Genomic DNA, 12901 nt, shown 5'->3' on the forward strand with positions numbered 1-12901 from the left:
GGGCTGGCTGCAAGAAATAAGGAGAGTTAGTGGCTATTTGCATTATACTCTTCCCATGAACTTTCTCGCTCATCTCCACCTCGCCACTCTGGCTGAGAGCTCTTTATTGGGCAATTTACTGGCTGACTTTGTTCGCGGTAATCCACAAGGGGAATACTCCCCGGAAATCGTCGCTGGCATCATGATGCATCGGCGCGTTGATGTCATGACGGACACATTGCCATTAGTTAAAGAGGCCCGTGGTTATTTCAGCACAAATTATCGACGGGTTGCGCCTATTACTCTTGATGTTCTATGGGATCATTTTCTGGCACGCCACTGGGATAAGCTGGTACCTGACTGCCCGCTGCCCAAGTTCATCGAGCACGCACAATGCCAAATTGTGCCACATTTATCCCTGACACCAGTTCGCTTTCAGAACCTGAATGCCTATCTGTGGCCAGAGCGTTGGCTGGAGCGCTACGCTGAACTCCCCTTTATAGCTGATGTGTTACAAGGTATGGCTAATCGTCGGCCTAAGTTGGCAGCACTTGCAGGTTCATTTTATGATATAGAACAATACTATCAGCCGTTAGAAGAATTGTTTTTGGACTTTTATCCTGCAATGATGACACGGGCGCAACATAAACAAATTTAGAACAAAGCATTACAATTTGCGTGACTACTGGCATTAAGTCACTTGCGCTTTCTGCGAGAATGGGTATCTTAGCAAGACTAAGAAACTAAAATCGTTGTAACAATAGGTAAAAGCTATCACAGCGATTGGTATTTATCCCTTTATTCATTGCGCTTAAATACCTATGCTGTGCCGAGACTTTTGAGACAAATGGTTAATCCATCCCTAATTAACAGGAGTAATTTATGGTTCTGGTAACTCGTCAAGCCCCTGATTTTACAGCAGCTGCTGTTCTTGGTAGCGGCGAAATCGTTGAAAACTTCAACCTGAAAAAACACCTGAACGGCCGCCCTGCCGTCCTGTTCTTCTGGCCAATGGACTTCACTTTCGTTTGTCCTTCAGAGTTGATCGCTTTCGACCACCGTTACGAAGAATTCCAGAAACGTGGTGTTGAAGTTGTTGGTGTTTCTTTCGACTCCGAGTTTGTACACAACGCATGGCGCAAAACTCCGGTTGATAAAGGCGGTATTGGTGAAGTTAAATACCCAATGGTTGCTGATATCAAACGTGAAATTCAAAAAGCTTACGGCATTGAACACCCAGATGCTGGTGTTGCTCTGCGTGGCTCTTTCCTGATCGACAAAAACGGTGTTGTTCGTCACCAAGTGGTTAACGACCTGCCACTGGGCCGTAATATTGACGAAATGCTGCGTATGGTTGACGCACTGCAATTCCACGAAGAACACGGCGACGTTTGCCCTGCTCAGTGGGAAAAAGGTAAAGCAGGTATGGGCGCATCCCCAGATGGTGTAGCTAAATACCTGTCTGAAAACGCCTCTAAACTGTAATAACAGTTTATGCCGCCCCTGATTTGCTCAGGGGTATCAAGCCAGTCAGTTCACACTGACTGGCTTTTTTTATGCTGATATAAATTGAAAATAAGTGCTTGAAAGCAGTGACCTGGCAACAAAAGACGGGTAAAAGGCTAACATAATGTTGCCAGCTTATTCACCTGGAGAATACATCCATATTTTCAATTAGTTATTTACATTCATCTAAACTTCAACCGAATAAAAATCGACCTATTAAGTTCAGGGCAACTGCCTCATCTCCTTTCACGGCCAATTAATTAGCAGTCATAAGTATTAATTCTGCTATTAATTATTACTGGTGTGTATTTTGTGCGCTCCATAAGCAGCACTTTTAAGCTGCCAAACAAAAATGACCAGGTAATCCTTGGCGGGCAGGAAATAAAAGGAGTGAGAATGTCTTTGCAAAAATGGAACAAACCCTTGGCTGTATTGGCTTTACTGGTCAGTGGGACACTGCATGCGGCTTCAACACCCGCGGTAGAAGCGAAAAATGGCATGGTGGTGACATCCCAGTATCTGGCTTCACAGGTTGGGACTGATATTTTAAAAATGGGCGGAAATGCGGTTGATGCTGCAGTGGCCGTAGGTTACGCCCAAGCGGTAGTAAACCCTTGCTGTGGCAATATTGGCGGCGGTGGTTTTATGACTATTCACCTTGCAGATGGGACGGATACATTTATAAACTTCCGTGAAACTGCCCCAGCCGCAGCCAGCGCTGATATGTATCTGGATAAAGAAGGTAAAGTCACCAAAGATGCCAGTTTGTATGGCTATCTAGCCGCAGGGGTGCCCGGCACGGTATTGGGGATGGACAGTGCGCAGAAGAAATACGGTAAATTAACGCGCCAGCAAGTGATGGCTCCAGCGATTAAACTGGCCCGTGAAGGTTTTGTGTTGACCCGAGCTGATACTGATATTCTGGATACAACCGTTAAGCGCTTCCGTCAAGACCCTGAATCTGCTCGTATTTTCCTGCGTAAAGACGGGGAAGCGCTGCAACCGGGCGATCGTCTGGTTCAAGCAGATCTGGCGGATACCCTGACCGCTATCTCGCAAAAAGGCCCTGATGCTTTTTATCAGGGGAAAATACCTCAAGCCGTTGAAGCTGCAGCCAAAAAAGGTGGCGGCATTTTAACCGCAGCCGATTTTGCCAACTATAAAATTACAGAAACCGCCCCCATAACCTGTAGCTATCGCGGCTATAAATTTGTGTCCTCCCCGCCCCCTAGCTCCGGCGGAGTGACATTATGTGAAACGTTGAATGTCCTTGAAGGCTATGATCTCAAAAGCATGGGCTTTAATTCCGCCGCATATATTCATACGCTGGCAGAAGCAATGCGCCATGCTTATATGGACCGTAATACTTTCCTCGGTGATCCGGAGTTTGTTAAAAACCCAATTGATCGACTGCTGAGCAAAAGTTACGCCGCCGATATCCGCAAGCAAATCGTTGCCAATAAAGCGACACCCTCGGTAGACGTACAGCCGGGTATGCAACCGCATGAAAAACCTGAAACAACTCACTATTCTATCGTCGATCATGACGGCAATGCGGTGTCGACTACTTATACCGTAAACGGTCGCTTTGGCGCGGTAGTGATTGCACCTGGCACTGGTTTTTTCCTGAATGATGAAATGGATGACTTTACCGTCAAAGTGGGCGAACAAAACCTGTATGGTTTGGTTCAGGGAGCCACAAATTCCATCGCCCCCGGTAAGCGCCCACTATCATCGATGAGCCCAACATTGGTGACTAAAGGCGGTAAGACATTTATGGTATTAGGATCTCCGGGCGGTTCGCGGATCATCACCATTACCTTGCAAACCGCATTGAATGTGATTGACCACGGTATGGCACCACAAGAGGCCGTAGATGCACCACGAATCCATCATCAGTGGCTGCCCGATGAGGTCTACTATGAGCAACGCGGTGTCTCTGCGGATAGCCTTAATTTGCTGAAAAACATGGGATATAAAATGGTTGAGCAGAATCCATGGGGCGCTGCTGAATTGATTTTGGTCGGATTAGCCGGTGTTGAGGGGGTCAGTCCTGCCAACTCTGGCAATGATTCCGCTGTATCAGGGAAAGTCCGTGAGGGCTACCTGTACGGGGCTAATGATGTTCGCCGCCCAGCAGGGGCCGCAATAGGTTATTGAGAGTAATAATCTGACATGATGCAAATCCCCCATCAATGTATTGATGGGGGTAATTTACCAGTCTATTCATATCACCACGGTAATGAATGTCCCTGATAATCAATAAAGCCGTGGCCGCCCTTGGCGCTAGCGCGTTCGATTTGGTCAACCACCCCTTTTACACTCGTCGCTATCGTCAGTGGTGCGGCGTCGCCACCCATATCCGTTTTTACCCAACCCGGATGAATGGATAATACTGTCAGCGACGGATCTGCCACCTCGGCGACCAAGTTGCGCGTCATCATATTTAGCGCTGCTTTACTGGCGGAATACAAAGGTTTATGACCAGAAGCATTATGTCCCAGACTCCCTAACTGCGAGGACATAAAGGCTAATACACTGTGGGTTGGATTCCGCTGCGCCAGCAGGAGTTGGGCAATACGGATAGGTGAAATCGCATTGGTTTGAAACAATTCGAGAATTTCTTCCGGTTTGGCATCAAGCGCAGATTGATGTTCCGGCCCAGAGATACCGGCATTAACAAATATCAGGTCAAACACCTGGCCCTGTACCTGTGGTAAAAACGCTTTAATACTGTCGGGTTGGTTAATATCCAATGTTAACCAGTGGGCCGCATGTGCAGCAGTATCTTTTGCTACACCGCGAGTTGTCGCCGTCACTGACCATCCGCGCCGATTAAGCTCATCAACCAGCCCCAGACCTAATCCCCGAGAAGCGCCGATAATCAATGCCTGTCTTTTAGATGTGCTCATAATATTTTCCCTTCGGTGAATTTACCTGCTAACTGTCTATGCCGTCATATACATAGTATCTCAACCAACGAAAAAGCGGCATTTAGCCGCTTTTAATATTCACAGTGCATCACCGGTTGTTAAGTTAGCACTCACCAACACCACGCCATAACGTGACACTCTCACCCGATAGTTGCAGGTTAATACCGGCATCCGTGATATCCAACCGGGATTTCCCCTCCAAACATTGCCACTGCGCCACATTCAGCAAAGGAGACCGTGGTAATAAGATATCACTGTCGTAATTACGTTGTATTGCCACCATCACCCGCTCGCGCTGGTAACTGCGAATGAATACCAGAGAATCGCCATTGGCGTGAATAACCTTGCACCCGCCGCGCCGTAATGCCAAACTTTTGTGTCGCAAAGCCGCCATTCGTTGACACAATTTCAGCAAATCGCCATCCCACTGAGTCTCATCCCATGGGAAAGGTTTGCGGCAGAATGGGTCATTGCCGCCATCAAGGCCAATTTCATCACCATAAAATAAGCAAGGCACACCAATCCAACTAAACAGCCATACCAAAGCCATTTGCATGCGCTTTTTATCGCCATTCAGCAAAGTAATAAATCGGGCGGTGTCATGGCTATCCAACTGGTTAAATAAACGTAACTGATGGCCATGAGGTAATCCGGCGCGATATTCATCCATCCAATAAGCGCAATCCTCGGCACGGAGTTTTATTGGGTGATAAGCGACATCCTGCCCGGCCAGGAAGCTGCGTACCGGCAAGGCAAACCCCATATAATTCATGGCCGCGTCCTCCACTCCGGCATGCAACCAATGCCGTGCATCGCCAAAATGTTCGCCCAGAATATAGGCCTGAGGATTTTCTTCTTTCGCCGCCTGATAGATACCCGCCAAATGCCGCAAATTCCCTTTTGCACCGCCCTCTTCCCCCAGCATATGCACCACATCCAACCGCCAGCCATCAATGCTGTAAGGTGGTTTTAACCAATGGCGCACCACACTGTCTTGCGCGCGATAAATTTGATTCACCACGTCTTCATTGGCAAAGTTGAGTTTGGGTAGGCTGGCATTGCCTTTCCAATCCAGCGCCCGCCCATCAGGGAAGAAATTAAACCAGCCGCGATAGGGGGAATCAGGGTGATGACAAGCACCATCCGTCTCTTGCTGATGGCGGTCAAACCAATGATGGGAATCCCCTGTATGATTAAACACCCCATCAAGCACCAGTTTGATACCGGCTTCATGGGTTGCGCGACGTAATTGCAGAAAAGCACTCTCACCGCCGAGGTAGGGATCAACCTGATAATAATCTTGCGTATCATATTTATGCACACTGGGCGCAGTAAAAATCGGGTTGAGATAGAGTGCCGTCACACCCAACTGCTGCAAATAGGGGAGTTTTTGGCTGATACCGGCTAAATCACCACCATAGAATGTCGAAGCGGCATTCACATCATCGAGGGGTTGTTGCCAGTCACGGCGCGAGACCGGGTGACCGGCGGCATGATGGTGATAACTCCCATTCTGCACCCCATATTCGGCTTGGCTGCTAGCAAAACGGTCAGGAAAGATTTGATAAAAAATCTGATCTGCAACCCAATCTGGGCCACTATCGGGTAGCTCAATAGCAAACTGAGCCAATTGCGCGGGAGGAACCACTGAAAAACCTAATGGCCCAAACCACTGTTGATAATCATTCCACAGCAGTTTGAAACAATAACGCCGCGCTGGCTGACCTTCATGTAACGGTAATGTCGCGCGATAACGCCAAAAACCATCACGCAGCTCGCCCTTCATTGTGAGCAACCACTCTTCATTATCCGGCTCACAGCGTAAGAAAACCTGCGCAGGCAAATGTTCGCCCTGTAGCCAGAATGTAATGTGCAATGCATCGCCCCGCTGACGGACAAAAGGTGCGACCGGTAGATGCCAACCACTAAGCATAAAATTCTCCTGCTTTAACCAAAACGATTGCTGTTAAGGCTATCTGGTGCAGACATTAACGCCGCGACACATTCACCTGTATGAATATAACCGCTATAAACAATGCCACGTTACTGATGACAGACACTCATCTGTCAGCATAAATATTGGGGATGAGGTCAGGGGCGCAGAGAGATTGATTAGGATATCAGAGAAACAAACACTAGAGACTCAATGAACTTCAAGGTGCCGAAGACAGTAAAAAGCCGGGATATTCCCGGCTTGATATTGAGTATTGCTTCAGTATTACTCTGCGGCTTTCAGCGCCATCGCTTTCTTCTTCTGATGGTTTACCTTGAAGTAATATCCCACCAGCAACAATACAATCCACACCAGCCCGACATACAGTGAAATGCGGGTTGTTGGGAACCAACCAATCAGGCCGATGATGAATACCAAGAAAATGATAGCCACCACAGAAGTAAAGGTGCCGCCACGCAGTGGGAAATCCAGCGCCTTAACTTGATCTTTGCTCAATGAGCGGCGGAAACCAATCTGAGAAAACAGGATCATAATCCATACCCATACGGTCGCAAAGGTCGCAAGTGAGGCGATAACCAGGAACACATTTTCCGGCATGATGTAGTTCAGATAAACAGCAGTCAGCATGGCCCCCATCATCACCAACACCGTCACCCACGGCACACCGCGCTTAGAAATAGCCGCAAAGGCTTTTGGCGCGTGGCCCTGCTCCGCCATCCCATTGAGCATTCGGCCTACACCAAATACATCACTGTTAATGGCCGATAATGATGCGGTGATCACCACAAAGTTCAGAATACCCGCCGCAACAGTAATCCCCATATGTTGGAAAGTCAGGACAAATGGGCTGCCGTTAGTGCCCACTTGGTTCCATGGGTAAATAGACATAATGACAAACAGAGTGCCGACATAAAACATGAGAATACGCCATGGCACGGAGTTGATGGCTTTCGGAATAGATTTTTTTGGGTCTTCAGCTTCACCGGCAGTAATCCCGATAATCTCAATCCCGCCATAAGCAAACATCACCAATTGCAATGACAGGATCATGCCGACAAAACCGTTACTGAAGAAGCCGCCGTTAGTCCATAAGTTATGAATACCGGTCGGCTGCCCGCCGTTACCAATGCCCCAAATTATGATCCCAACACCGGCCAGAATCATGACGATAATGGTGGCGACTTTGAAAAATGAGAACCAGAACTCCAGCTCGCCGAAAACCTTCACGCTCATCATATTGACTGCGCCAATGATAAGGACAACACTCAGCACCCATACCCAATGAGGCACATCTGGGAACCAGACCCCCATATAGATACCGAAAGCGGTCACATCGGCAATAGCAACAATCAGAATCTCAAAGCAATAGGTCCAGCCGGTGATATAACCCGCCATTGGCCCAAGGTAATCTTGCGCATAGCGTGAGAATGAGCTGGCTTGCGGATTATTCACTGACATTTCACCCAAAGCGCGCATGATGATAAATGCCACCACGCCACCAATCAGGTATGCCAATAATACACTCGGCCCCGCCATTCTTATCGCATCAGCCGAACCATAGAATAAGCCGGTACCTATTGCTGACCCCAATGCCATAAAGCGAATGTGGCGTGTCGTCAGGCCACGTTTCAGCTTATTTTTGACTGGTAATTCCATGAACTTTATCCCGTCTTTTTTCAGCAAAAAGCCACGGGGATGAGCCGTGGCTAAAAATATCCGATGACTGCGCAGTTATTGCTTAGCAGCAACTTCCTGACGACAGCACAGGCGATCGTACAACCCTACGACGACGAATACCAGCAGGGAAGGCGATAACCATGCCAGACCTTGCTCAGCCAATGGTAGATGCTGAGTCCATTCCGGCAGGAAATGTGCGAAAGTCGAGGCTTTTACCGCATCAAGGATACCGAACAGCAAACTGACCAACATGACCGGAGCCACGATACGAGAAGCATGATGCCACCAGCGCAAAGTGAAACTCATCAGCACCAACACAATGCAAGGCGGGTAAATAGCCGTCAGCACGGGAATGGAGATCTGAATCAGGTGGCTCAGCCCCAAATTCGATACCATCATCGAGAAGATCCCGAGGATAAACACCAATGTGCGGTACGACAGTGGCAAATACTGAGCAAAGAATTCAGCGCAAGCGCAGGTTAGACCGACGGCGGTCACCATGCAGGCGATGAAAATCAAGGCGGCCAAGAACACGCTGCCCAAACCACCAAAGGTGTGCTGAACATAGGCATGCAATACCACGGCACCATTTTGTGCGTCTGGCACCAAGCCACCACTGCTAGAACCCAGTTTAAACAAGCTCAGATAAACCAGTGTCAAACCGATACCGGCAATCAAACCCGCCCAAATGGTATAGCGCGTCAGTAACCCAGCAGAAACCACGCCGCGTGACCGGGCTGCATTCACGATAACAATACCGAACACCAAAGCGCCTAAGGTGTCCATGGTCAGATAACCATTGACGAAACCAGAAGAAAACGCGGCAGTCTGGTAGGCATCAGTGGCCGGAATCAGCGGGCCAGCAGGCCAAATCAAAGCCGCGATACCTAAAATAGCCAATGCTAAAATTTTCAGTGGCGCGAGAATATGCCCGACCGTATCGAGCAAACGCCCCGGATACAGGGAAATCCCAATAACCAACGCAAAATAGACCACGCTGTAAATAAACAGTGGCAACGGGCCATCGCCAGTTAAAGGCGCAATACCAACTTCAAAGGACACTGTTGCAGTACGCGGGGTGGCAAACAAAGGGCCAACAGCCAGATAACAGACTGTAGCCAGTACCAGACCGGCCCCGCGACCAATTGGGGTACTCAGGGCATCAATACCGCCGCCGACTCGAGCCAGCGCGATAACAGTAATGACCGGTAATCCAACAGCGGTAATCAAGAAGCCCAGCGCGGCCCACCAAACATGTTCACCCGATTGTAAACCAACCATCGGCGGGAAGATGATGTTGCCGGCGCCAACAAATAAGGCAAAGGTCATAAAACCTAATGCCATAATATCTTTAGACGATAAACGATGACTCATAGTGATGTGCGTTGCCTAGTTAAATGACCAAAAGAAAAAGTCCTAAGTTGTGGTCTTTCCGACGTGATCGAAACGATACAAAGCTCTGATAAACGCAAACTCCAGCGGTTAATAAGCAATCAATTTCGTCAGTATGCAGTGTTTTTGAAGTTATTTGCAGGTGGAATAGGCCAACAACGGCGGTAAGTAGACCGTTTATAGCGGAGAAAGGCAAGTCTGGATCATAAAAGCAGAGTCTTCATCCATACAATCTAATCAAACCAGTTAATCATGCCAGATTTAAAGAAATACACGCCATATGATTTGTATCATTTATATCCAACTGTTAACAATTTATGGTTGATAGCGCCGGATAAACTCAGTCAAATTTATAAGCGATATATTTAGCTAATTGAATAATTTTAGATGCAGAGACGGGCACTGAAAAGGGATATTTGAAGCAAGTTAATCAGCAAAACCTAGCGCTTTTCGCGTATGACTCAGCATCTCAGGAGGCAGGGGTAAATAGCCGTCATGAGTCACGCGTTTTTGCCCTTCTGGCGATAAAACGCGCTCAAGAAAGGCCGCAGTCAACGGCTCTAGCGGCTTGCCCGGTGCTTTATTGATATAAATATACAGATAGCGCGACAAGGGGTAGCGCCCATCTTTAACATTCTCCGGGGTCGGCATCACATAATCCTGACCATTTGCAGCCAGTGAGAGTGATTTAACGCCACTGTTTCGAAAGCCGATACTGGCATAACCAATACCATTTAATGAACCGGCAACAGCTTGCACAACGGAAGCAGATCCGGGCAGTTCATTGATATTATTATCGAAATCACCATCACACAGCACTCTCTGCTTGAAAAAACCATAAGTGCCAGAGGCTGAGTTTCGGCTATAGCGTTGCAGAGATCGCGCCGCCCAACCTCCCTTCAGCCCGAGTTCACCAAAGCGCTGGATGCGGTGAGGTTCTCCACAGCGGCGATTTTGCGAAAAAATAGCATCGAGCTGAGATAAAGTCATTTTGTTCAGTGGGTTATCCTGATGAACAAAAACGACCAATGCATCTACCGCAACAGGAACAGCAAGTGGCGGATAACCATAACGTTGAGTGAATGCGGTGATTTCAGCCGCTTTCATTGGCCGACTCATCGGCCCGAGTTGAGCCGCTCCTGCCGCCAATGCCGCCGGAGCGGTAGAGGAACCTGCTGCCTGTATTTGCAAATTAACGCCGGGGTAGTGTTGATTGAAATCATCAGCCCATAAAGACATCAAATTAGCTAAGGTGTCGGAGCCGACACTGGAAAGATTACCAGACAGAGTATGAGGCTTTAGCGCCTGAACCTCAGCGACAGGCGAAACAGCTACTGGTTGCGCTATAGCGCCGTAGCCCCACCCTAGCAGGGCATACAACAGCGCCAGTTTTCCCCATCTCATCAACTTGGTGTCCATGCAGTCTTAGGATTTGACTGCATTCTCGGTTAAAACCGTCGGAACAATCAACCGATTCGGTAGGGTAAAAATAAATCTCGTCCCCAAACCGATTTCACTCATGACATCCAAACGCGCATCGTGATGGCTCAATGCATGTTTCACAATTGCCAACCCCAACCCACTGCCACCCGTTTGCCTTGAACGGGCCTTATCCACCCGATAGAAGCGCTCTGTAAGGCGCGGCACATGCTCAGGGCCAATCCCCGGCCCATTGTCACTAACCTGAAATTGTGCGCCTTGTGCAGTGCGCTGCCAGCACACCTCAATCTTGGTGCCATCTGGAGTGTGATTAACCGCGTTATAAACCAGATTAGAAACAGCACTGCGCAGTTGATCTTCATTGCCAAAGACTTTCAACTGCTCGTTAATTCGGAAAGTAATCTCATGACGCCCATTGCTCAGCGCTTGTACCTCATGCTGTAACATTTTCAGCATCCGCGGAATGTCGACCTGCTCATTCATGTCCACATTAGGCGCTGCTTCAATTCGCGACAGCGTCAATAATTGTTTAACCAGCCCATCCATTCGCTTGGTCTGTTCCTGCATCGTCCCTAGTGCTTTATCCCGTAATGGCCCAACTAATTCCTGGTCGTGCATCATTTCCAGATACCCCTGCAAGACTGTCAGAGGAGTGCGCAGCTCATGACTAACGTTGGCAAAGAAATTACGCCGAGCCCCTTCTAGCTGGCGCATTTGGGTCACATCACGAGCCACCATTAGCAATTGGCCTTCAGAATAAGGCATCACGCGGAACTCAACGTAATAACCATTATTGAGTTGCAGGGTCAATGGACGAGAAAACTCTTGCTGTTGCAGATACTGACTGAATTCAGGATAACGCAGTAAGTTAAGAATATGCTGGCCATTATCTTCCGGCCAACGGAACCCCAGCAATTGCTGAGCCAAACCATTACACCAGAAAATATTGCCATCAATTGTCGTCATAATGACTGCATCAGGTAATGATTCGGCACCGCTACGGAACCGTTTGATAAGTAGCGCTAATTCACGACGCCGACGACGATTTCGCAGTTGCATCTGGTATAAGCCGTAAAATAAAGGCTCCCAACTCCAGCGCCCAGAAGGCGGAGTCATGCTGCGGTCTAACCACAGCCAATGAGATAATTTAAGTTGGTTGTAGAAATTCCAGACCAGTGCTGCGATAACTGAAACCAATAATAACCAAGGAAGGTACCCGATAAAGGCACCTAACAATAATGCGGGCAAACAAAAAAGGGCCAGCTCTAAAGCCAGCGTTTTCCATGATAAACGTTCTAACACAACGAATTCTCCGGCACTGAAAACTCAGTAGCGCGTTGAGAAACGGTATCCGGTTCCCCGGACAGTTTGCACCATTCTGTCATGGCCATCAATTTCAAGCGCCTTACGTAGCCGACGAATATGCACGTCAACAGTGCGATCTTCTACATAAACGTTAGTGCCCCAGACATAATTAAGCAACTGTTCACGGCTGTAAACTCGCTCAGGATGGGTCATAAAGAAGTGCAATAACTTAAATTCGGTCGGCCCCATATCCAGCGCTTGCTCATTGGCCATAACCCGATGTGAGGACGGGTCCAAACTCAATCCTTGCATTTCAATGACTTCTTCAACCGCCATTGGCGATATCCGGCGCATGACGGCTTTGATGCGCGCCACCAATTCTTTGGGTGAAAAAGGCTTGGTAATATAGTCATCCGCCCCGACTTCCAAACCGCGCACTCTGTCTTCTTCCTCGCCACGGGCGGTCAACATCATCACTGGGATATCGCGGGTCAGCGCTTCACGTTTCATGTGCTTAATAAACTGAATACCTGAGCCCCCAGGTAACATCCAGTCCAATAACACTAAATCGGGGAAAGGCTCCGACAAACGCGTGACTGCACTGTCATAATCCTCGGCTTCTAACGGTTGGTAGCCATTCTGTTCCAACACAAAGCACACCATCTCACGGATTGGTGCTTCATCTTCAACTACCAGTATGCGTCTTGCCATCATC

The 12901-nt window shown here is 48.4% G+C and carries 10 protein-coding genes; 3 read left to right on the forward strand and 7 right to left on the reverse strand.

Going from position 1 to position 12901, the window contains the following annotated elements; all coding sequences use genetic code 11:
* Nucleotides 1-55 precede the first annotated feature (55 nt).
* From F0T03_RS16170 to ggt, 3 genes are all read left to right on the forward strand, one after another.
* Entirely contained in the window at nucleotides 56-637 is a 582-nt protein-coding gene (locus tag F0T03_RS16170) for an acyl carrier protein phosphodiesterase (RefSeq protein WP_159680944.1), read from the forward strand.
* Nucleotides 638-861: 224 nt separating this feature from the next.
* Nucleotides 862-1464 carry a peroxiredoxin C gene (locus F0T03_RS16175; RefSeq protein ID WP_004707520.1) on the forward strand — a complete coding sequence of 201 codons (603 nt, stop codon included), beginning with the start codon at nucleotides 862-864 and terminating at the stop codon, nucleotides 1462-1464.
* 417 nt (nucleotides 1465-1881) lie between these two features.
* Nucleotides 1882-3645 (forward strand): gamma-glutamyltransferase, encoded by a 1764-nt coding sequence (ggt, locus tag F0T03_RS16180; protein ID WP_159679457.1) that lies wholly within the window; start codon nucleotides 1882-1884, stop codon nucleotides 3643-3645.
* 71 nt (nucleotides 3646-3716) lie between these two features.
* Here ggt and F0T03_RS16185 read toward each other — a convergent pair whose 3' ends face one another.
* From F0T03_RS16185 to phoB, 7 genes are all read right to left on the reverse strand, one after another.
* A complete protein-coding gene (locus F0T03_RS16185; RefSeq protein ID WP_159679459.1) occupies nucleotides 3717-4397 on the reverse strand; it encodes an SDR family oxidoreductase in 681 nt (226 codons plus the stop codon).
* A gap of 124 nt (nucleotides 4398-4521) precedes the next feature.
* Nucleotides 4522-6351: a maltodextrin glucosidase gene (gene malZ, locus F0T03_RS16190; RefSeq protein ID WP_159679461.1), complete on the reverse strand. Its 1830-nt coding sequence runs from the start codon at nucleotides 6349-6351 to the stop codon at nucleotides 4522-4524.
* A 285-nt stretch (nucleotides 6352-6636) separates the two neighbouring features.
* Nucleotides 6637-8028, reverse strand: coding sequence for a proline-specific permease ProY (gene proY / locus F0T03_RS16195; RefSeq protein ID WP_145557370.1), 1392 nt, complete (start codon nucleotides 8026-8028; stop codon nucleotides 6637-6639).
* A 75-nt stretch (nucleotides 8029-8103) separates the two neighbouring features.
* Complete coding sequence (brnQ, locus tag F0T03_RS16200; protein ID WP_145557368.1) at nucleotides 8104-9423, reverse strand: branched-chain amino acid transport system II carrier protein; 1320 nt, start codon at nucleotides 9421-9423, stop codon at nucleotides 8104-8106.
* A gap of 444 nt (nucleotides 9424-9867) precedes the next feature.
* On the reverse strand, nucleotides 9868-10845 hold the full coding sequence (locus tag F0T03_RS16205; RefSeq protein WP_159679463.1) for a PstS family phosphate ABC transporter substrate-binding protein: 978 nt from the start codon (nucleotides 10843-10845) through the stop codon (nucleotides 9868-9870).
* A gap of 21 nt (nucleotides 10846-10866) precedes the next feature.
* On the reverse strand, nucleotides 10867-12183 hold the full coding sequence (phoR, locus tag F0T03_RS16210; RefSeq protein ID WP_159679466.1) for a phosphate regulon sensor histidine kinase PhoR: 1317 nt from the start codon (nucleotides 12181-12183) through the stop codon (nucleotides 10867-10869).
* 24 nt (nucleotides 12184-12207) lie between these two features.
* A complete protein-coding gene (phoB, locus tag F0T03_RS16215) occupies nucleotides 12208-12897 on the reverse strand; it encodes a phosphate response regulator transcription factor PhoB (RefSeq protein WP_025377384.1) in 690 nt (229 codons plus the stop codon).
* Between the last annotated feature and the right edge of the window lie 4 nt (nucleotides 12898-12901).

The organism is Yersinia canariae (genome assembly GCF_009831415.1).
Lineage (GTDB): Bacteria > Pseudomonadota > Gammaproteobacteria > Enterobacterales > Enterobacteriaceae > Yersinia > Yersinia canariae.